The following is a 24520-nucleotide window of genomic DNA, read 5'->3' as shown; positions in this document are numbered from 1 at the left end:
ATAAATGTGCATCTATATAAATTTACCACAGTTTATCATGTTTATCAATATATTTTTTTATACGATGTGCACTATAATGGAACATAATGTTACAACTTTAAACTATTTCACAAAACAAAGCTCAATTTCTTAGTATAAACATTAAGAAATTGAGCTTTTTTCGTTCCCTCCATTTAAGAGAAACCGATAGCTGACTTTCATAAGTATCACAGACATCTTTATACCTAAGAGATACCCTTTAGCCAACATTTGACTAAAGGGTATTTTTCATTCATATATTTTTCTTTTTCGCATTATGAAAATCGTACTGAGGCCTATCAAAATAAAGGTAATGCCTAATACAATCCAATTAAATTGGTTTGTTGCTGTATCTGGCAATTTTTCGCCAATTGGATCATTAGAAACAGCAGGGGGAGAGTCTGCATCTGCAAGCTCAAACACACCATAAATACTAAAGTGATCTACATTAGCTGTCACTTCTCCCGTTTTACTATCATAATCGATGACTTCCACTTCTTCTTGTTTCACACCATCTTCATCAATATAGAATACTTTAAGATCATCCCAGTTCGTTACCTTGGCAGAGTCAACCGTAAACGTTATGGTCACTGGCTGATCAAAATCTATCTTCTCACCATCTGCCGTTAACTTGAAATCGATTAGCTCACTTAAACTTTCCTTATGCTGAGCTTGAATGTCTTCAGGTACCTCAGCAAATTCAAACGCAATATCTCCTTTACCTTTTAAAATAGCGACAGGAAGACTTACCTTTATATCTTTATAGGTTAATTCAATTTTTGCCTCATTATCCAGTTGTTCCACCACATCCCGCTGTATCGCAGTAGTTCTTTGTTCGTTCTTCACTATATAGAGATCTTTTGATACTGTTTCTAGATCATCTATATCAGACACTGTTTTTTCATCGCTTTCGGGTTGTGGGGTTGGCTCAGGATCTTCTGGTTTTGGTTTCGGTTCTGGTTTCAGATCAGGTTTTGGCTCTTGATTTGGTTCTTGATAATCCCCGACTCGTGTGAGATAGAAATCATCCAGTGTTCCCCATGCCCCAGCACTAGCTTTAATACTTGCCCCAATAGTGATGGAACCGTCTGTAACTAGAATTTCACCAATCTCGGATTGAACCCAGTTTGCCCAGCCTTCTACATGCGTTTCTGTCTGGTATTGCTCATCTGAAGTGTTCGCAAATAGCTGCATATCAGATTCAGTAGCGTCTCCACCTTGAATAAACATGGATAAATGATAATATCCTGGTTCTAAATTCGTAATGGTTTGTGTTACTTCAAAATCTATCGGAGCATCTGACCAAAAATCAAGCGAATAATCACCTGTTCTTGAGTTCGAGCGATTTTCTTTTACAGATGCGTGTGGTTCTACTCCATCAGGGAAATTGACCTCCCACACATTTGTGTCACTTTCCTCAAAACTTGGATTGGATACAAAATTTTCTGGTTCAATAGTAAGATTAGCTTGTACAGTAAATTCGCCTTCTATCTCGCCATCGATCGTATAAGAGCCTTCACCGCTTGCTATAGCTTGGTCTATTCGTTCCTGATTCCAAGTAACTGCTACGGTCTTTTCGCTTCCATCATTATACACTGCTGTTACACTTTCAGGTAGCTCGACTTTTTCTCCGAGCGTGACCGTTACAGATATGTCATTGACCTGATCAATTTTCAATGGCGCTACAGCACCTGTATCTATATATTTAAATACGTTTAACGATGGTAATGGATGTCCATGAAAATCAAATAACGCCTGATTATCTACTGCACTACCTCCATACCATTCCCCAGCATCTTCAGGATCGTATTCTGCTGCATAACTGGTGGCCCAACCAGATCCATACTCTTCCCACAACTCTTGATTGTGTTCCCAGTCAATATTATCCGGGTCGCCTACCGGGATCCATGCCGGCTCCCAATAAAACACACCAATTCCTGCATCACCAACATTTGCTACCGCTTCAAATACATCACGTACGGCTGTAGCTTGTCCTTGAACAGAAACTGGATAATTAATCGTTTGTCCAGAATCTTGTGGTGCGGTATTTCCATGACCGTCCCCATCTTCACTTGTATACGTATAGGAAGTTTCAGCAAGCATGACCTGCTTATCATAATTATCGGCCACGTTTTTTAATACCGCGGTTAAATTATCTAGTGTACCATGCCAGAAAGGATAATATGAGCTGGCAAAAACATCATAGTCTACATTATTCTCTTCAAGCATGGAAGCAATATTATCATATCTTCCAGTCGTTTCTGGATTCGTGAAATGTAAAGCTACCAGAATCTCAGAGTCTATTTCTCGTACTGCCTTACTTCCTTCATTAAATAACTGAGAAATATTTGTCCAATTCGTTTCTCCAGCCATGGCATTATTCGTTTCGTTACCGATCTGTACCATGCCTACATCGACACCAGCATCTTTCATTTGTTTTAAACTATCTTTTGTAAAGTTATATAGTGCAGATTTCTTTTCTTCAAAGCTTAATCCCTCCCATCCTTTGGGTGTTTGCTGTTTACCAGGATCCGCCCAGAAATCAGAGTAATGGAAATCGACTAATAGCTTCATACCGTTTTCTGTCGCTCTTTTTCCAATTTCGATAGCCTTGGCTACGTCATTATTTCCGCCACCATAGCCATTACCTTCTGCATCATATGGATCATTCCAAACACGCACACGTACATAATTCACACCCGCATCGGCAAGCGTTGTAAAAATATCCTGTTCTTGTCCAGCTTCGTTATAGAATGGAACCCCACTATCTTCTAAAGCAAGAATACTAGACACATCGACACCTTTGATAAAATCCTCGCCCAGACCATCGACTCTCTCTACAAATATATCTGCTTCAACTGGTTCTGGAACTTCTTCACCACTATCTTCTAAAGATACTAAACGAAAATTATCTAAATATCCCCATGCTTTTGGTTCACCAGTTATAGTAGCTCCTAATTGAAAGTCAGCAGCATTTTCCCCAACCTCAAATAGCAATCTGACTTCCTCCCAGTTGTCCCAACCGGTAGTTGCAACAGCTTCCGAAGTATGATCACCAGCAAATAATTTTACTGTTCCAGCTTCCCCATCCGTTCCTCCCATAGATTGAACAGATAAGGCATACTTACCCGGCGGTAGATCGGAAATGGATTGTGTTATCGTAAAAGACTGTCCCTCGCTCCCTGTTTCATTTACCCAATAATTAAAAGAAAAATTCCCTTCATATGCATCAGTATGAGCGGAATTTAGTGTGACCCCATCCCAATTAATTTCATCAACAGTCCAAGACCTATCTTCAAATAAGTCGGTTTCAAAACCGCCATTTGTTAATAAATTATCCTGTGATGCAGCCTCCACGTTTGCACTTGCAACGAACGGGAACATGCTAACGACCAGTAGCAACGCCAAACATACTATCCCTGCTTTTTTTAACAAAATCAACTTCCTCCTTCTTTATAAAGTGAGACTTATCAGGGTGTTAGCGCCCGTTATCTCTCACTTAACTTCTTTGATTTACTCGAACCATGAAGTGGGGTTTTACGGACGATTAGCACCGTGATAAATTATTTTTATTAACTTACCACCTGTAATTATAAAGCGTTTTCACTATGATTAATATATTAAATTCTTCTGCTAAACTTTCAGAATATGAAATCCTTTTTAAGATTATTAGATAGTATCAACAAAAAGTGAAACATGATATAGTGATGTATGGAGAGAAATGATGTAAGGGAGATACTTAAATGAACAAAAAAGACATCGCAAATATTCGTAAGCAGTTCAAAATAGATAATGATTTAATGAAAATTCATGAGATTTTTAATGTTTATATTATGAAGGAATCAAGTGATATCTACCACCAGCAAAGTCAGGTTTTCGACATGCTTGACGAAGATGAAAAAGAGTTATTTATGACCAATTTCAAAAAAGTATTAACAGGCCAATTGGATGAAAAGCTCTTTGAACTGAAATTTCAATCTGATGTGGATAATCCGACTCAGCTTATTCTGCATAAAGGATTATTAACAGCCGAAAGCGAAGACTGGAAAGACCAAATGCTACAAATAGTCGAGAAAATGCTGCAGGACAGGCAATATGAGATGGATATTGTCGTGACCTTTATTCGTGGAGAATACTTAAAACCGATGAAACGGAGTAATGAGGAAACGGAAGAAAGTGATCGTGACTCGGTTTATTCCCATTCGTTTATTCTATGCAGTATTAACAAAACCCAAGATCCAAAAAAAGAATTACATTTTGATTATGTAGAAAAAGCATTTAAATACAATGTAGTGGTGGATCCGGTTATTAATTTAAACGCACCGATCGGGGGGTTTTTATTCCCTTGCTTTACCGACAATGCTGCTGATGTGAATCACGTTCTTTATGCATCAGGTAAGGCAAACGAACCGGATGAAGCATTCGTGGAAGATGTATTAAATGCAGAAGAAACGATGACAGCAAAAGAAGATAAAATTGTCTTTGAAGAGGTCGTTCGTGATGCTGTCGGCCATCAAATTAATACAGCAACACTCGCAAACGTCTATGAAGAAATTCATCGTATGACAGAGGATAATGATGAGGAAGAAACACCAACATTGGATTATAAAGATGTAGAGCAAGTGTTAAAATCCAGTGGTGTAGAAGATGTTGATACGGAGAAAATGGAAACAGCTTTTAAAAACGTGATCGATGATACTAACTATGAGTTAAAAGCGCGTAATATTGTGCCGAAGTATTCATCTAAATCGATTAAAATCAATACAAAAGTAGCTAATATTGCGGTCAGTCCTGAGGAATTACGCCACGTTAGACAAGTGACGTTAGACGGTAGACGTTACTTAATGATAGAAGTAGAAGAAGATACTGTTATTGACGGGTTTACTATGATTCCAGAGGCTTTTAAATAATGCTTCTAAGGTGGTAATCACTCGTTTTCACCGCCAAAGCTTCTTTTTTTCAAACTTATTGGAATAAGATGATCATAAACAACAAATCTTTGGCATGATTGCTGAGATTTGTTGTTTATCTGTGTTTTATCTACAAATCTTTGGCATTACTGCTTACATTTGTTGTTTATCTACGTTTTTCCTACAAATCTCCAGCGTTACTACTTACATTTGTCGTTTATCTGCGTTTTTTCTACAAATCTTCAGCGCCACTACTTAGATTTGTTGTTTATCTGCATTTTATCTATTTGACTACTTGGATTGAACAAAATGGGCAGAAGGTAATTCCGGGCTTAGTAAATCTCCTATTCCAATTTCTATTCCAAATTCTCCGTGATAATCTGTTCCGCCTGTTTTGAGAAGTTTATATTGATCAGCCAGTTCTATTACTCGCTGATGATCTGTTTCTGTGTGATCAGGATGGGCTAACTCAATGCCTCCTAAACCTATTCCGACCAAATCAGGGATGACATCATAGGAATTTAATTGACCTGGATGAGCAACAACAGCAATACCGCCATCTAAGACAACTGCTTCTACTGCATCAAATACGTCTACATATGTAATGTCTCTTTTCGCAACTCCTTCACCCTTAAATAATGCTTGATATATTTTTTTATAATCCTCTGAAGTGTAAGATTCCGTGGTGATATGACGCATAATATGTTGCTTGTAGATAGTCTGTGATGGTTTTGCTGTCATCGCAATTTCATTTGGATCAATACGATAACCTAATGAACGAATTTGTTCGATTTGCCAGAGTGAATTCTCATGTCTCTGTTTTAATAACGGGGCACATAAGTTATGAATATTTGGTGCATCTTTTCGGTAATGATAACCTAACACGTGAACCTTTCTATTACGCTTATAATCATAGGCGGAGATCTCAATGCCTGGGATAACATCAATTCCATATTTCTTCCCAGATGCTTGAATTTCTGGCCACCCCGAAACTGTATCGTGATCTACAATACTTATATGAGTTACACCTTCTTTTGCTGCTTGTTTCAACAACTCTTCTACAGAATCTGAACCATCAGAATAATGACTATGTACATGTAAGTCAGCCTTCATGCAAAACACCTTCTACCGCTACCGATAGTCTATTGGTTTTCATATCGAATACTTTATCACACAATCCTTCCATAAATTCAATATCATGAAAGATACCGACTAATGTTGTACCTTGTTGCTTTAGTTTTTCAATCATCTCCCGCACCTTAATTTTTGATTGTTGATCCAAGCTGGCAGTTGGTTCATCAAGCAGTAACAACCGCGGCTTTTTAACAGTGGCCATTGCAATATTTAATCTTAACTTTTCACCGCCAGAAAAGGTATTCGGATAACTATCCCACAATGCCGGATCCATTTCGAAATGGGTTAATGCTTTTTCTGCTTCTGTACGAGCTTTATCTTTCGTTTCGCCCATTTCCAATAACGCGTTCTGAACAAGCTCTCGACAGGTCGTTCTCGGCATTACATTTAAGAATTGAGATACATAACCAATTTCATTTTTACGTAAGAAAATCATTTCTCGTTCTGTTGCCTGAGCTAGATCAATTTTGCCTAATTGTTTGGAATGATAAATAATTTCGCCAGCATCCGGCAGATAGGTTCGGTAAATACTTTTTAAAATGGTAGACTTGCCACTACCACTCTTTCCAATGATTCCGATAAACTCCCCAGAGTCCATCGAAAATTGGATGTTATCAACAGCAGGAATCGTTTTATTTAGGTGATGAATGGTAAAAGCCTTACCAAATCCATTCACTTCTAATATTGTCATGCTTATACCTCCTTCTCATTCATACGATAATTCATCGTTGTCATTAACTCGCCATTTACCATGGTACTAGTAAGCATTGGATAGCTATCCTCCATACGTTCGATAACAAGTAAGTCCGCTTTCTTTCCTGGTTTAATCGAGCCAATCTCATCATCCATTGCGACCGCCTGAGCCGGATTCAATGTCACCATCATAAACATCTTGTGTAAATCCTCGCCTTTATCATGTAATTGAAAAATGGCATGAAGCAATGCAGCTGGATAATAATCACTACATAAAATATCGGCATAGCCATACTCTATCGCTTCTGTGGCGGAAAGATTACCAGAATGAGAACCACCTAATAATATATTTGGTGCCCCGACAATAGTATGAAGTCCTTGTTGTTTTGCTGCTCTTGCTACATCAAGTGTGATCGGAAATTCACTTATTGTCGTTCCGTACGATTTCACCAACTCCAGCTTTTTGACATGATCATCATCATGGGAGGCAATCGCAATTCCTTTAGCTTGAGCTAACTCGGCTACCTCTGTTATTTTTTCCATCGTTAACAGTTCGTTACTTGTTCTTTCAGCAATCAATACATTTACTTCTTCATCTGAAATATTGCGATGGACTTTGATATTTTCCCGGTAAATTTCTAAATTACGATACTGGCCTTGGCCAGGTGTATGATCCATAAATGATAGCAAGTGAACTTTATCTTCCTGAATGTTATCCACTAGCTGATCAATTCCTTGAATATTATCTAGCTCAAACCGGGCATGTAATCTATGGCGAATCATGTGCAGTTGATGATGTGCCTGATGGATCGTATCAACCATTTGCTGCATGTTATCAGGATAACGAATGTGTTTGCGGGTAACTTTTTCTTTACGATAAAAAGAAAGTGAGTGAAACATTGTAGTGATTCCATGACTAATTAAAATCTTCTCTGCTTCTCTTAAACTAAGATTAAAATCCATTACACTTGAAGGTCTTGGGGATACCACCGACTCAATATAATCAGAATGAATATCAATAAATCCAGGGGAAATATAACCACCGTTAGCATTGATTAATCGCGCCTCTTTATAATTACTTACCTCCCCTTCATGAATGATTGCATGAATGGCATCACCTTTTACCACTACGGCATGATTTTCTAATATGGTATTCTCCGTTATTACCTTTCCATTATGAATAATGTACAATGTTATCGGCCTCCTATAATAACGAATAAACAAGCTGTTGCGTATACTCATGTTGCGGATCTTCCAGGATTTGATCTGTTAAACCATTTTCAATAATTTCTCCATTTAACATCACAATAGAACGATCGGCTAGCATACGTATCACTGCTAGATCGTGGGAAACAACAACCATACTGATATGCAGTTCACGTTGAATTTGTTTAATCAAATCCAATACACTAGCTTGAACGGATAAATCCAAACCTGTCGTAACTTCATCTAAAAACAAAATAGGTGGATTATTCGAAAGTGCCTTCGCAATCTGAACCCGCTGTTGCATACCGCCCGAAAAATGTTGTGGTTCTTCTTTCATTCTTCTTAAAGGAATATGGACATTTTCCAGCAACTCTTTACTACGCTTTTCAATATTGCTAACATTGCGATTTCCGGCTGCGATCATTTTTTCGGCTATGTTACCAATGGAAGAGAATTTCATTTTGAGTCCATCTACAGGATTTTGATAAACCATTCCGTAGATGTAATTACGAATATACCTTTTTTGTTGAGAAGAAAGGGTTAAAACATTTTGACCTGTTAAATCTGTTTGATTAATGTACACTTCTCCAGATGTCATATTATTATCAAAATAAAGTCCTTTAAGCATAGTTGATTTACCACTGCCACTCTCTCCAACAATCCCTAGTACTTCTCCAGGATACAAGTCAAAGGAGACATCCCGAACAGCGTGTACGGTACCACAAACGGTACAATAATTTTTTTCAATATAAACACTTTCTTTATCAAGGCAATGGGGACAGCCTTCACCAAATTGTTTTTGTAAATGTTTGACTTGTAATATCGGCTTTTCATACATAACTGTTCTCCACCTCTACCTTCTCTTCGCTATTTAACTGCTCCATACAGTAGCTGGTATCATTGCATTGATAGCTTCTCTCTCCTGTATCTGGATCAATTATTTCATCAAGAAATACGTCTGTTGATCCACATAGCTTACATGCTTTTCCTTCAAATGATTCAATAGCAAAAGGGTAGTCTTCAAATGCTAACGATTCAACGCTCGTATATGGCGGAACAGCAAAGATTTTCTTTTCCCTGCCTGCACCTAGTAAAATTAACGCTTTGGAATGATGCATTTTCGGATTATCAAATCTCGGGATTGGACTTGGAGTCATTACATATCGGCCATTGACGTAAACAGGATGTGAGGCTCCGGTAGACATTCTGCCAAATTTCATAATTTGCTCAAACAAAAGCAGCCATGCGCCACTATAATCATCCTCTGCATGCATTCTTTTCGTCATATATTCTCTCGCATCCACTTTTCGCAGTGGCTCCGGGTTCGGCACTTGTAATACGAGCATTTGATCCTCTCTTAATTCTTTCTCTGGAATACGATGCCGAGATTGGATAATATCAGCTTCTTCAGTATTTTCGGTAACAGAAACACCTGTCGTATGCTGGACTAATTTTTTTATACTAACAGCATTTACAGATTCATCTGCACCCTGGTCTATCACTTTTAATACATCATTTCTGCCGATAAGAGAAAGCGTCAGTTGTAAACCACCAGTTCCCCAACCTCTTGCTATTGGCATTTCCCTCGATGCGAATGGGACCTGATAACCTGGAATCGCCACCGCCTTTAATGTTGCTCTTCGTATCTCCTTCTTCGACCCTTCATCAAAAAAAGCAAAATGCGGTTTAGCTATCATTGGATGCTCCCCCTTTCTTAACTTGACGAACACTATCCAATTTTGATTGGAACGTAACATAATGTGGCAGCTTTAAGTGAGAAATAAACCCGGTTGACTCAACCGAATCTATATGTAACAACACAAATTCTTCATCATGGGTTGGAAATTCAGCATGCGGGTTTTCTAAACATTGATCCAATATACTCATGGCTATAGCTTTTGTTTCATTTTGCCCGAAGCTGATCCCATAGCCTATTTCAAATTCCAATTCTTCTTTTTGATTATTTTTCTTTACGGTGACTGGTACAAAAGATTCCACCTCAGTTAATTGCACATCTCCGATATAAAATAAATCATCCTGCTCACTATCTTCTTCATATGGATGCTGGACGTGAATTGGAACCGAACCAACTCTAACTTCTCCAATAGTTGGGTGCACCTGTCCGTAACCACGCAAAGATGCATAACCTAAAGAAGTAACAGCACCAGTCTGACCTCTTGTTAATACTTGCAGCCTTTCACTTCGTCCAGTCGGAAATTGAATGCTTTCCTTCGTAATATCTTTAGGAGGCGTGTCATTCAATGGATATGCTTCAAATAACCCTTCAGCCCGTAGGTAATCAACTACTTTCGGAAAAAACTGAAGTTCCCTATCTGCATGGTCCTTATTCATTCGTTCGCGATATTTTAGTAGCCAGTTTTGATTCTCCTCTTTGCTTTCTTTCACTAAATTAAAGTCCAGTAACCGATGTGTATAATCAGTTGTAGAACCTAGTAGTTGACCTCCCGGAATATCTTTGAAACTGGCAGAAACCCTTCTTTCGACAAACATATCCTCGGTATCAACCGTTTCACTGTAGTAATGACGCGGTAAAGTGGAGCGGTGAGCCCGCAGTAAGAAAACCGCTTCTTCCATGCTTCCTCCAGCTTGCTTGATAGCAAGAGCTGCCAAAAAAGGGGCATATAAGCTCGCTTCAGACATAACCTGGTCCACTAAATTACGCATTGTTGCTAAAATGGTATTGATCTCAATCATTTCTTCGCCCTTTAAACGATCATATTTCAACCTATCCAGAGACGCTTCAATCGCTTCTGTACCACCTTTTACTGCAACATATCCCATTAGTCCACCTCCATCGTAATTACTGATGTTGTTCTTGGTATACAGGCAATCTGGCTTAAAAAATCAGCTAAGATTAAATCAATCCCTAATGGATACTCTTTCACCTTCTCGTTCCTTCTTAGCCAAAACCTCTGATTGATTCCTGTTTGTAACTGCTGTATACCATTTATTCCAGGACCGCTTAAAGAAAGTTCAGCATTATTAGATAAAAGATCACTTTCGATGAGCCATGTTGCTGATAGCTGTGGATCAAGGAGATTGCCAGTCTTACATTCTAGTAAAGCTTGCTCCATTTGATATTCTGGTGCATCCTGAAGCAGTAAAATAAAATCTGCTTTGTCAACCGGTGCTATCCGAGACATGGTATAAGACGAAAGAATTTCTTTTAATCTGTCTTTTTTCTCTTCACTTGCTACTACATGAAATGTCACTTCTGCATCTAATACGGTTAATGCACATAAAAAGAAGGCATGATTACAAGTGAAGTCATCTTCTATCTTTTCTGTTATATGGTTCAGCTTTGAAATGCTCCCCGGCCTGGACATACTGTGTAAAACTTTCCGGTAAACTTGCTGTATATCATGAATTTGATCAATAACCATTTCTATCACCTCAAGACAACATAAATTAAACTTCCATCGTTTCAAAATTAACTTTTGTTTTTAATATTTCAGCTTGTTCTTTCATTTTTCGTTGATAGATTTTTTCAGCTGCGGCTTCTAATTGTTTTTGCCATGTAAGAGTCTCAGGTAAATTAATTCGGTAGGCTGCATCAATAATCGCCAGATGCTTGGCAAGCTCTTCTTTCATACCAATAACAATTCCGATTCCTATCGATTGGTTTACCTCTACCTTTGCTTCAGTTACTAAGGCTTCACCAAGGTAAAATAAAGATTTTTTTGCAGTTTCCCTCATTTTAATCATGGTCAGTCCATAGTGAGGTTCTTCCATTTCACGATATTCGTAGTTTTGCATAACGATCTCTGCCAGTTCTTTCGCTAGTGCACCACCATCTTGTATCAATATTTCTGTTCGTTGTTTTCTCTTCATTTGCCTAAACCTCCTTACACCTTCAGAGTATCTTGTTGCCAAGTTACTGTCTTTACTATAATTGTTAAGATTCTGTAAACAGATAAAAAGCGATCAGGAATCCCTGCTAATGTTGTATTTGAATTTTTTACTACGGTATAAAACTTTTGTATGCTCTAATATCTTGTCTGAAGAGGCATCTAAACAATTACTCTCTATCATAATCAGTGGTTCCATACTTTTACATGAAAGCAATTGTTGTTCTGTCAGTGTTGGAAAAGTAACACTGAGCAAGCTATTTCGGTTAACAAGTTCCATGTACCCAAGTTTTCTGTAATAGGAAAACATCGATTGAATACTGGAACCATCTTGGTAAATATCCGGAAATACCCTTTGATTGATATAAGAGGTATGTATAGCAATCGGTTCCTCCTGAATAAAACGTAATCTGCTAATCTTATAGACATTATCTTCAGGGTCCGCTGCCAAACGGTCATAGATTTGCTGATCAAATTCGATCCGATCACAACAAATATTCTTTGTAATCAATTGGTGACCAGACTGTTTCATTTTGTCTGTAAAACTGGACTTTCCATTGAGATTTAACTCCACTTGAAATGATTCATTTTTAATATACCTGCCAATACCTCTTTGCGAATAGATAAAACCTCGCTCCTCCAGCTTGGCTAATGTCCTGCGAACAGTAGTTCTCGGAACACGATATTGGTCAGCCAACTCATTTTCTGAAGGAAGTTTTTCCCCTACCTTAAACTTCTTAGCAATAATTTTTTGCATCAGATCATCCAGTATTTTTAATTCAATATCTACCGAGATTTTCATTACCTCCCGCCGGTACGCTTCACTCTATATTTGGATAAGAAACATTCGATGTTATTTAAATCCCGAAACCTTTCTTCCAACACTTCTCTTGGCCAATTCCACCATGCTATTTCCTGTAATTGGCCCGCTATTTCAGTTGAAAAACGGTCTTTGATCCATTTCGCCGGTATTCCAGCTACTATTGTATAGGGTGCCACATTCTTTGTAACAATAGCTCCTGCTCCAACAACAGCTCCATTGCCGATTGTTACGCCAGGCATAATAATGGCATTATGACCAATCCAAACATCATGCCCAATATGAACTGGATTACTGCGACGCCAATCAAAAAATTCATGGTCATCTTCATCAGAAAACCCATAACGTGCCATTCGATAGGTAGCATGATGTTGTGTCACCCTCCAGGTAGGGTGATTACCCGGGTTAATTCTGACGTGTGAAGCAATCGAGCAAAACTTTCCAATCGTTGTATAAATAATTTGGACATTACCAGCCGTATAACTGTAATCACCTATCTGTGATTCGCTAATTTGGGAATTCGGGCCAATATCTGTCCAACTCCCTAATGTAGTATCCGTAACATTTGCGGTAGGGTGAATAGCGGGATTCTTTGTTAACTTGTTTTTATCGGAGCTTATAGAATGAGACATATCCTCTTCTCTCCTTAGCGCTTTTTATACTTTAAGCTTCAGACGATTACTGATCATTTCAACGGAAAAAATCATGACAAATATTACGATAGTAATAAACAAAGCACTATTAAAATCATAGGTTCTCATCGCACGTGTTAATTCCCATCCAATACCACCAGCACCTACTAAACCGAGAATAGTAGATTCGCCAATGTCGATCTCTAAACGTAAAATAGTCCAAGATAGCAGTGCCGTAAAGACAGTTGGAATAACACCTTGGGCAATGATTTGGAACCAGTTAGCACCCGATGCTTTTAATGCTTCGATTTTTCCATCATCCATTTCCTCAACAGATTGAGCGAATACTTTAATTAACATGCCAAGACTATGAACCGCAATAGCTAGAACTCCTGGTAATGGGCCTAATCCAACTGCCACTATAAAAATAAGTGCCCATACAATGGTTGGAATGACCCGCATTAACGTTGCAAATCCTTTCACTATTCTTGCAACTAATTTATTGGCTGTTAAATTCTCAGCAGCTAGAAAAGCTAACACTAAAGAAATAACAACTGCAATTACCGTTCCTAAAATAGCGACTTGTAATGATTCAATCGCAGCTGGAATGACATATTGCCATTCGCTAAAATTTGGCGGAAACATATCCCCAAGCATTGCGAAAAACTCAGCGGTACCTGCCCACAAGTTCGTGTAATCAATATTTAACTGATAAAGGCTGATCACAAATAGTATTACGCCACAAATGACAATCGCTTTTAAAAACCTGTCACCTTTGGGCTTGGGGGTGTCTTCCTGGTCACTCGACACCAGAGTATATATATTATGCTTCTCCTTTTCGATTTGCTGGCTCATATAATTCGCTCCCTTATCTTGCTAGTTAAAAACTCCGTAGAAAGAATCAGTATCAGCACTAAAATAATCGCCATGCTAACTTCTTTATACTGAAAAAGCTTGATACCTTTCTGTATTGCGAAGCCGATACCGCCGCCACCTACCATTCCAATAATGGTCGAGGCACGGATATTTAACTCTAAGTTATATAACGACCATGCTACAAAACCGGGGAAGAATTGCGGGAAGACACCCTGGGCTAATATTTGAAAGTAATTAGAACCAGTTGCATGAAGTGCTTCAATTTTTCCTGTATCAATTTCTTCTAAAGTGTCTGCAAACACCCTTGTTAAAAACCCGACGGAACCAAGAATTAATGATAAAGTCCCCACTGTCACACCAATACCATATGATGCCACCAAGATTAACGCCCAAATCAAACCGGGAATATTACGGATAATCGAAGTAAATGCTCTTACTGCTACCTTGATAACAGGATGCGGTGTTGTGGTACTTGCAGCGAGGAAAGACAGCACTAGTGCAATACCTGCTCCTACCACCATACCAACAAACCCCATATATAAAGTTTCTAAAATAGCCTCTAGTAAACTATTGGAAGCTGATATATCAGGAGGTAACAAATCAAGAAACACAAAGTTACTAATTAACCCGATGCCAGAAAAAACTTCATAAAAGGAAAAGTCAGTACCAATCGCTGACCATACTGTCAATCCGCAGATAAAAACAAGGATTAGTATTGTCTGAAGACGCTTTGTTTTTCTTATATCTTTTATTTCTGCCATTCACGATCACCTTTCCTTATTGGGCATTTACCAATGGTGGTTTTTTCGTATCATAAATTTCATCGATTACTTTGTCTGACAGTTGTGAAGGTTGTCCGTCAAAAATAATCCGACCGTGCTGCATTCCAATAATTCTGGTAGCATATTTCAGAGCTACATCTACTTGATGCAAATTAACAATCGCTGTAAGCTGATCTTCCTTGCAAATATTATAGATGTGATCCATGATATTTTTAGAAGATGCAGGATCAAGACTAGCAATTGGTTCATCTGCCAGAATAAGTCGAGGCTTTTGTGCCAATGCCCGTGAGATACCAACGCGTTGCATTTGTCCTCCACTTAACTCGTCAGCTCGTTTGTATTTTTGTTGTTTCAGCCCTACTCTTTCCAAAATCGATTCTGCTTCTGCAATATCCTTTTTATTAAAGATCCCAAGTGATCCTTTGATTGTGTTAGTGTACCCTAGACGTCCATGCAAGACGTTATTCAGTACGCTTAAACGATCAATTAAATTAAAGTTTTGAAATACCATGCCAATTTCTCGTCGGATATGTTTTACTTGTTTAGACTTTGATCGATTGACTTTTTTCCCTTTAAAAGTAACATTTCCCTCAGTAGGTTGTACTAAAAGATTGATGCAACGCAGTAATGTGCTTTTCCCTGCCCCGCTCGAACCGATTACCACAACGAATTCACCTGGATGAACTTCAAAACTAATATTACTTAGCGCAACCGTGCCATCGGGATATACCTTCGTCAAATGTTCAATATTCAATATCGGCTCCATTGTACTGATCCCCTTTCACCTATTAGAAAATTATTGACTTAATAATTCTTCCGGGCTCATATTTAACGACTCAGCTGTATTGCGAATAATATCATAATCACTTTCTTCAACAGGAATATAGCGTGATTCTGCATCTCCTGCTTTCTCAAAAAACTCTTTATTGTCATAGTTGTAAACAAAGTCTTGTATAGCCTCTACTAAACTTTCAGGTAAATCTGCTCTGTAGCTGAGTGGACTTGATGGAATCGGATCAGATTTAGCAATAATTCGAAAGTCTGATTCAGAAACCATTCCACCTTCAATCGCACGCTCTACACAAGTTGAACAAACACCCGCAGCATCTGCATCTCCTGCCGCAATCGCAAGGATAGAATTATCGTGACTTCCTGAGAAGGAAACACTTGAGAAATAGCTTTCCAATTCATCATTTGTAATTCCTAACTCTTCAATAAACATCGATCTTGGAAATAAGTGGCCTGAAGTTGATGCAGGGTCAGCGAATAGTATACTTTTTCCTTTTAACTCTTCGATGGTTTGTACTTTTGATTCATCTGGTACGACGATCCAACTGTTATAAGTAGCCGTTTCTTCACTTTTAGCACGTACTGCAAAAGGAATTGCATCACTTCTTTCCTGTGCGATGATATAAGAAAATGGTCCAAAGCTGGCTAAGTCTAGTTTTTTCGAACGCATTGCTTCGATAACAGCGTTATAATCTTCTCCTTGAAACAACTCCACTTCTATTCCTAACGCTTCCGACATATCCTCTACAAAAATGTTGTGCGCACGTGACAGTTCATCTTCTTCTCCTGGAAGTACACCGTAACTAATCTTTTTCGGCCATCCTTTTTCATTCACATCACCAGAAGCATTTGCATCATTTCCACAAGCTGCTAATACTGAAATCATGCCAAGTAGCACCAATACCCACAATTTTTTCGTAACCTTTGTCCATTTTTTGCTCATTTCCAATTCCTCCTTAAGTAATTTCTATACTACACTCCCAACATAACTTGGTACCATGAAGAAACTGTTAATAACAGTTTAAGTTTTGTAAAGAAAAGATTTCATGATGACAATGAATCCATGAGAAAACCCGTGAGATGTAATTGCCAAGCATGTAATATAAAAAAAAGACTTATCAGATTGATACCTGATAAGTCTTTTCCACGGCTGGCATATAAGATTATGTTTTTCGCGAGACTCCACTTTCAACAGCTGCTTGAACTACTGCTCTTCTTACGCGCTCTACTACCTTTTCATTAAACACACCTGGAATAATGTAATCCTCACTTAGTTCATCCGATTCAATGGTATCTGCAATTGCTTCTGCTGCGGCTACTTTCATTTGTTCATTTATAGAGGAGGCTCTTGCATCCAATGCTCCTCTAAAAATACCAGGGAAACAAAGGAGATTGTTGACTTGATTTGGGTAATCGGACCTTCCTGTTGCCATTACTCTAACATGGTCACGGGCAATATCTGGTGAAATCTCTGGGGTTGGATTGGCTAACGCAAAAACGATCGGATCTTTCGCCATGTTCTTCAGATCCTCTTCCTGTAATATATTCCCTCTAGAAACACCGATAAAAATGTCCGCATTTGTCATCGATTCAGAAAGTGAAGCATCCACTTTCTCAGGATTAGTATGATTCGCGTACCATTCCCACATCTTATTGTCATACTGATGATCACGAGTGATACTGCCTTCTTTATCTACCCCAATAATATTTTCAGCACCTGCAGCTAAAAGCATTTTAGTTATAGCAATACCAGCTGCACCGACACCACAGACGACAACTTTACACTCTTTCAAATTTTTCTTCGTCAGCTTTAAGGCATTCAAAATACCTGCTAATACAACTATTGCTGTTCCATGTTGATCATCATGAAAAACAGGGATATCTAATTCCTGTTTTAGTGTTTCTTCAATTTCAAAGCATTGCGGTGATCCAATGTCTTCTAAGTTAATCCCACCAAACCCTGGACTGATCGCTTTAATGGTTCGAATAATCTCATTTGTATCTGTCGTATCAAGGCAAATGGGATAAGCATTAATATCAGCAAATCGTTTAAACAGCATTGCCTTCCCTTCCATTACTGGCATTGCTGCTTCTGGACTTATTTGGCCTAACCCAAGGACAGCTGTGCCATCTGAAACAACCGCAACAGAATTGCTTTTAATGGTTAAGTTATAGGCTAATAAAGGATTAGCATTGATCGCATTACAGACCCTTGCTACTTCAGGAGTATAAACATGGGAAAGTTGTTCTCTGTTTTTTAAATCCAATTTGGGTTTAATATCGATCTTCCCACCTAAATGGACAAGGAACGTTCGATCGGAAATGTGCTTCACATATACTCCATCACTATTATTTAAAGCTTTAATCACTTTTAATTGTCCCGGTTCGTCATTTACCTTTATCGTAATATCTCTGATCGTTTCCTGGGGAGTCTCTTTCTTTACGTCAATTGCTACTAAATCTGCATCATTTTCATGAATAAGTGTTGCGATTTGACCGATATTTGCCTTTGCTTTTTCAATTTCCAGACGGATAATGATATGCATATTGGAACGCATAAGGGTGGCCTCCTTAAGTATAATAGGTATAACTTACAGTTAATTAATCATCTAAATCATTTTTAGCAGCTTTTATAACCTGTGAGTTCTTTTGTTCTACATACTTTCCTATAACCGATGAATTTATTCCCTGTCTGACTGCTGTTTCAATCACCACGTATAAAATAAAAATCGAAATAGCAAATATCAATAGTTTCATAATTAATTCCATTTTATCACCTCACGTATATTATATTTCCTATCGAGCTTAATTTAAACCAATTCCCTCCGACAAATAAAACAAACGAATTATTATAACGATCATGAATAAACAAATATTATTTATAATTGTTTGGTTTTTAGTTTGACAAAAGGCAAACAGTATATTAATATGTTGGTTGTTAGTAAAACATTAATAATTTTGGTTAGTTTCTCATGAAAGGAGTGTTTAGATTATGGAATTATCAGATATATTCTGGAATGCTTCAATAGAAGAATTAAAGAAAGGTTTTGTCGAAGGGGAAAACCTTTTCACGTGTTTGCTTTGCGGGAAAGATATTGAAAAAGGAATGGTATACTCCTTTCAAGATAATTTATATGAAGCGGAACGATACATGCGTATTCACATCGAAAAGAAGCATCAATCTGTTTTTGACTATTTAATAGAAATGGACCGTAAGCTTACTGGCATCACCGATCATCAAAAAAGTTTGTTACGCCTTTTCTATCAAGGAAAAAGCGACAAGGAGATTCAGAAGGAACTTGATATTGGCAGTACTTCTACAATCCGCCATCATCGCTTTTCCTTGAAAGAAAAGGAAAGACAAGCGAGAAATTTCTTAGCGATGATGGAACTATTAAAAGAGAAAGATAAGCATGCACCAGCATTTGTACCTGTTCACCAATCTGCAACAATGGTAGATGATCGGTATAATATTACTGAAGATGAGCGAACAAAGATCGTCGACAAGTTCTTCCCCGATGGAGTAGAAAATGGGTTAACTAAATTTCCAGCTAAGGAAAAACAAAGACTTGTGATCCTAAAGGAGATCGCTCAGCAATTAGACGATAACCATAAATATACGGAAAAAGAAATGAATCAAAAGCTTGAGCATTACTATAAGGATTATGTGTTGGTTCGAAGGTATTTAATCGATTATGGTCTACTAGACAGAAAGCAGGATGGCAGTCAGTATTGGGTGAAGCAACAATGACTGCCACCCTTATTTTTAAAGAGGAATCAGGCTTATGGCTCTTGCGCAATGCACCTGGTGTGGGATATTATATTCTATTGCGTAGTATCGTTGTACTGCGCAGCAAATGAATATCTTTTGTTAGTTTTCCCTTTAAAATAAACACCCATTCGTTGACTGGCTGTATTAATAAGCCCTACAAAGGTTATTGAAAAAAATAATGGATCCAAACCAATTGTTTAAGAAACCCAATATTTACTATAGAACCGATTAAAAAAGAAAACCGCAAATTAGTAACTGTTTCCTAACTTAATAGGAGTATTTATATTCGGTAAAGATAATGAGATTATTTTCATAAATACTAACGCAAACAGACTAACTCCAAAAACAGGAATTAATCCAGGAATCGATCTTAACATAAGAGAAATAATTATCAAACAGATGATTAATAGCATGGTATATAACGGTCGTCCAATTACTAGTACAAAAGCATACTTAATACATTCAAATATACTTAGATCGAAATGGACAAATATAGGAAATACATAAATCGTTGTAATCAGATATACCATAAAGACAAGCAATAAAAAAACCTGTATTGTCTGGTTCAATATGCTTGGTTCCAGTTGCATAAGTATATAGATGTCTACAACAAGTATAGCACCTATTAATGAAATCACAGCCGCCAATAAATTAGATCTTGCAAATTCTTTCTTATAGGTACTCCAAAACAATGATGAGATAGGCGTATCTTCATCTTGCATAATTAGCTTTCTAGTTACTGCAAACAATGCTGTTGTAGCTGGAAATATACCTAATATCACTATCCCCATTAATGTAAACAACACCCATAAAATATTTAAAAAAAATAGTTTAAACACCCAGTTACCTAGTCTCATATACCATTCGGATATATTTTCCACCTGTCCTGCCCCCTTTTTAAACACGATAACTTGGTGCTATCGAATATTCCCACTGTTTACAATAGAAATGATTATGCTTTAACAATTTTGTGACAGTATAATGTTCTTTTCAAAAATTTACATTTTCACCTATACAATATGTCTCTATAAAAGATGTCTTTAACTACCACCTAGTTTATCTTGTAAGGATATTCCTAATATCTTTGGCAAAGAAAGTAGGTGGAAGTCATTTACATCTCATATATGGTTATTTTTCGAATAGATTTTCTTTACATAATCTGGTATATGCTTAGAATAGATGTTTTAGTGATCTTATCCGTCCAGATTCCAGCCTCACATTGTGAATTCAGGATTATTGTATATTTGCTGCTAATTCCATTGATGTAAAAGCATAGTCAATTCCAATGAAGGCAATACATTCTTTCTAAAGACTTACAGCCATAATCATTTAAAAAAAATCAGATTGGTTAGTCCCACATATTGATAATCAACCTTTTACGGACCCTATTAAAACACCTTTTTCAAAATATTTTTGGAGGAATGGATATATAATTAATACTGGTAATGTGGATACAATAATTACTCCATACTTAATTTGGTCCGCATAACGTTGTGCATAGCCACCGCCTGTTGAGCCAGACCCTTCATTGAATACCTGATTTGAGATTAGAATGTCACGAAGTATCATTTGTAATGGTTGTTTGTCGCTAGATCTAATATAAATCAATGCATTAAAGAAATCATTCCAGTGATATACCAAGTAGTACAGCCCAATAACTGATATTACCGCTTTAGACAATGGTAAGACAATACTGAAAAAAAACTTAAAATGGCTACACCCATCCATTGAGGCAGCTTCATACATTTCATTTGGTATGTTATTTTCAAAAAATGTTCGAGTGATAATTAAATTAAAAACATTTATAGTTAAGGGGTTAAAAACAAACACCCACATAGTATTCACTAAATTTAAGTCTTGCATAAGAAGGTAAGTTGGAATCAAGCCTCCATTAAAAAACATAGTGAAAATGAAGAAAAACATTAAAGGTCGTCTTGCCCGAAACTCTAGTCTGGATAGTACATATGCAGCTGGTATTGTAAATAATAGATTAACCGCAGTACCTACTAATGTGTACACAATTGTATTTTTGTATCCTGTCCATATTCTGCTATCTTGAAATATTTGCTCATATCCAAATAAACTAACCCCCTTTGGAAAGAATATTACTTCTCCGTTCGCTACAAGTGTAGAATCACTAACAGATGCGATAACAACAAAGTAAAGTGGATAAACTACTGCTAAAAAAACAAGTGCTAGTAATACATAGGTGAAAAGACTAAATAATCTGTCATTTAAACCTCTGTATTTTAAAGAATCAGTACTCATTTCCATCCCCCTAAATATTTATAATAATGAATCACCATAAGCTGATCCGAGCAACTTTCTTTGCAATCTGATTAACAATGACTAATAAAGCAAAATTAATTAATGTATTGAATAACCCAATTGCTGCAGCATAGCTAAATTGATTAGACTCTATACCAATCTTATAAACATAAGTCTCTATTACTTCGGATACAGGAATATTTAAGGTGTTTTGCATTAGGAAAATCTTCTCAAAACCTGTACTTATAATAGTACCCATATTTAATATGAAAAGGATAATAATTGTTGGTATAATGGCAGGAATCTCTATGTTACGAATTATCTGCCATTTACTTGCTCCATCAACCTTAGCAGAGTCGTAGAGCTGAGGATCTACGCTTGCCAATGCCGCTAAGTAAATAATACTGTTCCATCCGCAGTGCTGCCATACATCAGATAGTACATAGACTGGTACGAACGTTCTTGTATCCGCTAACAAATTAATATCTACATCAAAAACGCCAAGAAAATGCCCGATCATACCTGAGTTGGGTGATAACAGCACGTTTAGTAAACCAACTAATACAACTGTAGAAATAAAATGTGGTAGATAAACAGTTGTTTGAATAACTTTTTTAGTTCTCTTAAACGTCAATTGATTTATTAACAATGCTAAGATGATAGGTGCGGGAAAACCTACTAGAAGAGTAACTACACTAAGAACAAGTGTGTTTCTAATTAAATCAGTAAACAAGTTACTTTCTATAAATTGTATAAAATATTTTAACCCTACCCATTCGCCGCCAGTAATTCCGGCGGTGAAGCTGTATTCACGGAAGGCTAATTGTATCCCATACATTGGTATATAATTGAAAATCAGAACTGTGACAATAGCTGGTAATATTAAAAGCCATAGCTGATAGTCTCTTTTAAAAGTATTAAGAATAGTAGGCTTCTTTTTTAAATTTGTATTGGTTAGAGTGGTACTTTTATTAACCTGAGAATTAACAGATGCCATTTCATACTCTCCTTTATATTGTGTAAAGATGCCACCTAAAATTTAGGTAGCATCTTTTTTCTATAAGTTTTACTGATTACTTTTGTAATCATCATAATATTTTTGGTAAATACCAATAACTTCTTCGATACCCATTCCTTTCATGTCATCTACATATTCATCCCACTCTTGTTCAATTCCACCTTTAGTAACCCATGTTGAAAATTTAGACATTGCTAGATTCATATATTCTGTTCTATTCAGTGATATTGTACTAAGTGCTTCGTCGTCAAACTTTAAAAACACACGAGGTAATACTTCTGATTCTATATCAATGTTGTCATATGCTTCTTGCAAAGGTGCGGTTTGTTCGTCTATGGATTGCATATCTGTTCCTAATGTCACATCAAGTGAATCAGAAATATACATTGGTCCAAAGTCAGCCCATGTGGATGTCCACTTCCATGTACCTGGGTCCATTTCTTCATTCTTTGGTGGTAGTATTTCAAATGAACCATCATCATGTTTTGCAATATTTTCTCCTAAAGTACCATACAGCACTTGTAAGCTTACTTCAGGATTATATAATTCGTTAATAAATCGCATAGCAGCCTCTTTATTTTCTGTTGCTGCTGATAATTGAATCATATTAACGTTGTAGTTCATGGAATCATAGCTGTAAGACCACTTAACGTCTACATTTGAATTTGCAGATTCCTTTAGTACTCCCAAGGATTTATATTGTGGTGCTAATTCATTCCCAACTCGGTCAGTTATTTCCCAACCATAGGTATAACCAACAATGGCATTTTCTCCATCACTACGGGCAAGAGATTGGAATTTTGAGTAATCTTGAGTAAATACTTCTGGGTTTATTAATTCATCTTTCCATAGTTCGCGTAGGAACATGACTACTTTTTTATAACGTTCGTCAATTAAGAAATTCTTTACTTCCTTGTCTTCTAAAAACATTCCATCTCCACTTGTGTCAGTCAATGTCATTCCTAGACTACCTAATAATAGGGTAGGTTGGTATGACCCAAAACCTGTTGTAGCGATTGGTGACCAATCCATAGGAACTTCATCATTAGGATCCCCATTGCCATTTGCGTCTTGCTCTTTAAAAGCTAAAAGTACTTCATGTAATTCGTCCCAATTTGTCGGTGTTTCTAGACCAAGATTGTCTATCCACTCTTGATTAATATACTGTCTTCGTGTCCATGGGAAGAACCTTTTATATTGCGGTAATCCGTAAATTTCTCCAGATAACTGTGTAGCTAATACTTTTGTTTCCGGGCGTTCGTCAAACATCTTTTGAACATTTGGGGCATGTTCCTCTATAAGTGGACTTAGATCAGCAAATAAGCCCTTATATTTGTTAAATTCAGCATCCGTAATAGCATTTGCTCCTATAATTAAATCAGGAATATCACCAGCAGGAAGCATAGCTCCTTTTTTCTGATCCCAGTCTGCTGTCACTTCTTCCCATTCAATTTCAACACCTGCACGCTCTTCTACTTCCTCTAACCATTTGATTTCTTCGGTTGGTTTTGTAAGAGGGTGTTTTACAAGTAAGGCTGTTAATTTTACTTTTCCATCCTTACTTTCTTCTTCTTTACTTGCCTGATCCGAGCAACCAACTAACAGACACGTGACTAAAAAGGATAACGTTAAAATTAATAAAGATATTTTTCTCATTTAATTGAGCCTCCAGTTTTCTTATATATAACTTTTCTTATAATACAGTATCTTAAAAGGCTTGATGTAATCACCAC

Annotated in this window: 23 protein-coding genes; 2 read left to right on the top strand and 21 right to left on the bottom strand. The window is 37.2% G+C overall.

From position 1 onward, the window contains the following. Positions 1–267 precede the first annotated feature (267 nt). A complete protein-coding gene (locus ACTWP4_RS04715; RefSeq protein ID WP_443127608.1) occupies positions 268–3453 on the bottom strand; it encodes a glycosyl hydrolase 53 family protein in 3186 nt (1061 codons plus the stop codon). Positions 3454–3761: 308 nt separating this feature from the next. Between ACTWP4_RS04715 and ACTWP4_RS04710 the strand changes: the two genes are divergently transcribed. Beyond that, a complete protein-coding gene (locus tag ACTWP4_RS04710) occupies positions 3762–4928 on the top strand; it encodes a DUF4317 domain-containing protein (RefSeq protein WP_443127607.1) in 1167 nt (388 codons plus the stop codon). Between the two features lie 291 nt (positions 4929–5219). Here the strand turns inward: ACTWP4_RS04710 and ACTWP4_RS04705 are convergent, their stop codons facing one another. From ACTWP4_RS04705 to ACTWP4_RS04630, 16 genes are all read right to left on the bottom strand, one after another. Next, the gene (locus ACTWP4_RS04705) at positions 5220–6041 is read right to left on the bottom strand and encodes a PHP domain-containing protein (RefSeq protein ID WP_443127606.1); all 822 of its coding nucleotides are present in this window, start codon (positions 6039–6041) and stop codon (positions 5220–5222) included. Next, the gene (gene phnL, locus ACTWP4_RS04700; RefSeq protein ID WP_443127605.1) at positions 6031–6753 is read right to left on the bottom strand and encodes a phosphonate C-P lyase system protein PhnL; all 723 of its coding nucleotides are present in this window, start codon (positions 6751–6753) and stop codon (positions 6031–6033) included. The genes ACTWP4_RS04705 and phnL overlap by 11 nt, the downstream gene beginning before the upstream one ends. Before the next feature lie 2 nt (positions 6754–6755). Then, on the bottom strand, positions 6756–7946 hold the full coding sequence (phnM, locus tag ACTWP4_RS04695) for a phosphonate metabolism protein PhnM (RefSeq protein ID WP_443127604.1): 1191 nt from the start codon (positions 7944–7946) through the stop codon (positions 6756–6758). Positions 7947–7959: 13 nt separating this feature from the next. Beyond that, the gene (locus ACTWP4_RS04690) at positions 7960–8799 is read right to left on the bottom strand and encodes an ATP-binding cassette domain-containing protein (RefSeq protein ID WP_443127603.1); all 840 of its coding nucleotides are present in this window, start codon (positions 8797–8799) and stop codon (positions 7960–7962) included. After that, positions 8792–9658: an alpha-D-ribose 1-methylphosphonate 5-phosphate C-P-lyase PhnJ gene (locus tag ACTWP4_RS04685; RefSeq protein ID WP_443127602.1), complete on the bottom strand. Its 867-nt coding sequence runs from the start codon at positions 9656–9658 to the stop codon at positions 8792–8794. Before ACTWP4_RS04685 ends, ACTWP4_RS04690 begins: the two co-directional genes overlap by 8 nt. After that, complete coding sequence (locus ACTWP4_RS04680; RefSeq protein ID WP_443127601.1) at positions 9648–10763, bottom strand: carbon-phosphorus lyase complex subunit PhnI; 1116 nt, start codon at positions 10761–10763, stop codon at positions 9648–9650. The genes ACTWP4_RS04685 and ACTWP4_RS04680 overlap by 11 nt, the downstream gene beginning before the upstream one ends. Then, a complete protein-coding gene (phnH, locus tag ACTWP4_RS04675; RefSeq protein ID WP_443127600.1) occupies positions 10763–11365 on the bottom strand; it encodes a phosphonate C-P lyase system protein PhnH in 603 nt (200 codons plus the stop codon). Before phnH ends, ACTWP4_RS04680 begins: the two co-directional genes overlap by 1 nt. 25 nt (positions 11366–11390) lie before the next feature. Beyond that, positions 11391–11813, bottom strand: a complete 423-nt coding sequence (gene phnG / locus ACTWP4_RS04670; protein WP_443127599.1) for a phosphonate C-P lyase system protein PhnG — start codon at positions 11811–11813, stop codon at positions 11391–11393. 93 nt (positions 11814–11906) lie between these two features. After that, a complete protein-coding gene (locus ACTWP4_RS04665; protein WP_443127598.1) occupies positions 11907–12632 on the bottom strand; it encodes a GntR family transcriptional regulator in 726 nt (241 codons plus the stop codon). Beyond that, positions 12632–13282: a DapH/DapD/GlmU-related protein gene (locus ACTWP4_RS04660; protein WP_443127597.1), complete on the bottom strand. Its 651-nt coding sequence runs from the start codon at positions 13280–13282 to the stop codon at positions 12632–12634. The genes ACTWP4_RS04665 and ACTWP4_RS04660 overlap by 1 nt, the downstream gene beginning before the upstream one ends. Positions 13283–13306: 24 nt before the next feature. Then, positions 13307–14137, bottom strand: a complete 831-nt coding sequence (gene phnE, locus ACTWP4_RS04655; RefSeq protein ID WP_443127596.1) for a phosphonate ABC transporter, permease protein PhnE — start codon at positions 14135–14137, stop codon at positions 13307–13309. Beyond that, on the bottom strand, positions 14134–14919 hold the full coding sequence (phnE, locus tag ACTWP4_RS04650) for a phosphonate ABC transporter, permease protein PhnE (protein WP_443127595.1): 786 nt from the start codon (positions 14917–14919) through the stop codon (positions 14134–14136). Before phnE (ACTWP4_RS04650) ends, phnE (ACTWP4_RS04655) begins: the two co-directional genes overlap by 4 nt. A 16-nt stretch (positions 14920–14935) precedes the next feature. Beyond that, positions 14936–15706: a phosphonate ABC transporter ATP-binding protein gene (phnC, locus tag ACTWP4_RS04645; protein WP_443127594.1), complete on the bottom strand. Its 771-nt coding sequence runs from the start codon at positions 15704–15706 to the stop codon at positions 14936–14938. A 30-nt stretch (positions 15707–15736) separates the two neighbouring features. Then, positions 15737–16672 carry a phosphate/phosphite/phosphonate ABC transporter substrate-binding protein gene (locus tag ACTWP4_RS04640; RefSeq protein WP_443127593.1) on the bottom strand — a complete coding sequence of 312 codons (936 nt, stop codon included), beginning with the start codon at positions 16670–16672 and terminating at the stop codon, positions 15737–15739. 220 nt (positions 16673–16892) lie between these two features. After that, a complete protein-coding gene (locus ACTWP4_RS04635; RefSeq protein WP_443127592.1) occupies positions 16893–18287 on the bottom strand; it encodes an NAD-dependent malic enzyme in 1395 nt (464 codons plus the stop codon). 43 nt (positions 18288–18330) lie between these two features. Further along, the gene (locus ACTWP4_RS04630; RefSeq protein ID WP_443127591.1) at positions 18331–18498 is read right to left on the bottom strand and encodes a hypothetical protein; all 168 of its coding nucleotides are present in this window, start codon (positions 18496–18498) and stop codon (positions 18331–18333) included. A 223-nt stretch (positions 18499–18721) separates the two neighbouring features. Here ACTWP4_RS04630 and ACTWP4_RS04625 point away from each other — a divergent pair, with 223 nt between their 5' ends. Then, the gene (locus tag ACTWP4_RS04625; RefSeq protein ID WP_443127590.1) at positions 18722–19480 is read left to right on the top strand and encodes a DUF2087 domain-containing protein; all 759 of its coding nucleotides are present in this window, start codon (positions 18722–18724) and stop codon (positions 19478–19480) included. A 269-nt stretch (positions 19481–19749) separates the two neighbouring features. On the opposite strand, the gene ACTWP4_RS04620 is transcribed toward ACTWP4_RS04625, so the two are convergent. The 4 genes from ACTWP4_RS04620 to ACTWP4_RS04605 all read right to left on the bottom strand — a co-directional run bounded on the left by ACTWP4_RS04620 (position 19750) and on the right by ACTWP4_RS04605 (position 24443). Next, on the bottom strand, positions 19750–20382 hold the full coding sequence (locus ACTWP4_RS04620) for a YesL family protein (RefSeq protein WP_443127589.1): 633 nt from the start codon (positions 20380–20382) through the stop codon (positions 19750–19752). A 487-nt stretch (positions 20383–20869) separates the two neighbouring features. After that, entirely contained in the window at positions 20870–21769 is a 900-nt protein-coding gene (locus tag ACTWP4_RS04615; protein ID WP_443127588.1) for a carbohydrate ABC transporter permease, read from the bottom strand. A 31-nt stretch (positions 21770–21800) separates the two neighbouring features. After that, entirely contained in the window at positions 21801–22766 is a 966-nt protein-coding gene (locus ACTWP4_RS04610) for an ABC transporter permease (protein ID WP_443127587.1), read from the bottom strand. A gap of 69 nt (positions 22767–22835) precedes the next feature. Beyond that, positions 22836–24443, bottom strand: coding sequence for an extracellular solute-binding protein (locus tag ACTWP4_RS04605; protein WP_443127586.1), 1608 nt, complete (start codon positions 24441–24443; stop codon positions 22836–22838). Positions 24444–24520: the final 77 nt, after the last annotated feature.

Source organism: Gracilibacillus sp. D59, from assembly GCF_052246695.1.
Lineage (GTDB): Bacteria > Bacillota > Bacilli > Bacillales > Amphibacillaceae > Gracilibacillus.
The sequence above is the reverse complement of the archived record's forward strand: the minus strand, read 5'-3'. Positions and strand labels throughout refer to the sequence as shown.

Bases quoted from the DNA above. Each gene is read 5' to 3' on its own strand.
- ACTWP4_RS04635 (WP_443127592.1), bottom strand. From the start codon at position 18,287: ATGCGTTCCAATATGCATATCATTATCCGTCTGGAAATTGAAAAAGCA.
- ACTWP4_RS04610 (WP_443127587.1), bottom strand. From the start codon at position 22,766: ATGGCATCTGTTAATTCTCAGGTTAATAAAAGTACCACTCTAACCAAT.
- ACTWP4_RS04630 (WP_443127591.1), bottom strand. From the start codon at position 18,498: ATGGAATTAATTATGAAACTATTGATATTTGCTATTTCGATTTTTATT.
- phnG (WP_443127599.1), bottom strand. From the start codon at position 11,813: ATGAAGAGAAAACAACGAACAGAAATATTGATACAAGATGGTGGTGCA.
- ACTWP4_RS04605 (WP_443127586.1), bottom strand. From the start codon at position 24,443: ATGAGAAAAATATCTTTATTAATTTTAACGTTATCCTTTTTAGTCACG.
- ACTWP4_RS04660 (WP_443127597.1), bottom strand. From the start codon at position 13,282: ATGTCTCATTCTATAAGCTCCGATAAAAACAAGTTAACAAAGAATCCC.
- ACTWP4_RS04685 (WP_443127602.1), bottom strand. From the start codon at position 9,658: ATGATAGCTAAACCGCATTTTGCTTTTTTTGATGAAGGGTCGAAGAAG.
- ACTWP4_RS04680 (WP_443127601.1), bottom strand. From the start codon at position 10,763: ATGGGATATGTTGCAGTAAAAGGTGGTACAGAAGCGATTGAAGCGTCT.
- phnL (WP_443127605.1), bottom strand. From the start codon at position 6,753: ATGACAATATTAGAAGTGAATGGATTTGGTAAGGCTTTTACCATTCAT.
- phnE (WP_443127595.1), bottom strand. From the start codon at position 14,919: ATGGCAGAAATAAAAGATATAAGAAAAACAAAGCGTCTTCAGACAATA.
- ACTWP4_RS04705 (WP_443127606.1), bottom strand. From the start codon at position 6,041: ATGAAGGCTGACTTACATGTACATAGTCATTATTCTGATGGTTCAGAT.
- ACTWP4_RS04625 (WP_443127590.1), top strand. From the start codon at position 18,722: ATGGAATTATCAGATATATTCTGGAATGCTTCAATAGAAGAATTAAAG.
- ACTWP4_RS04690 (WP_443127603.1), bottom strand. From the start codon at position 8,799: ATGTATGAAAAGCCGATATTACAAGTCAAACATTTACAAAAACAATTT.
- phnC (WP_443127594.1), bottom strand. From the start codon at position 15,706: ATGGAGCCGATATTGAATATTGAACATTTGACGAAGGTATATCCCGAT.
- phnE (WP_443127596.1), bottom strand. From the start codon at position 14,137: ATGAGCCAGCAAATCGAAAAGGAGAAGCATAATATATATACTCTGGTG.
- ACTWP4_RS04665 (WP_443127598.1), bottom strand. From the start codon at position 12,632: ATGAAAATCTCGGTAGATATTGAATTAAAAATACTGGATGATCTGATG.
- ACTWP4_RS04615 (WP_443127588.1), bottom strand. From the start codon at position 21,769: ATGAGTACTGATTCTTTAAAATACAGAGGTTTAAATGACAGATTATTT.
- ACTWP4_RS04640 (WP_443127593.1), bottom strand. From the start codon at position 16,672: ATGAGCAAAAAATGGACAAAGGTTACGAAAAAATTGTGGGTATTGGTG.
- ACTWP4_RS04710 (WP_443127607.1), top strand. From the start codon at position 3,762: ATGAACAAAAAAGACATCGCAAATATTCGTAAGCAGTTCAAAATAGAT.
- phnH (WP_443127600.1), bottom strand. From the start codon at position 11,365: ATGGTTATTGATCAAATTCATGATATACAGCAAGTTTACCGGAAAGTT.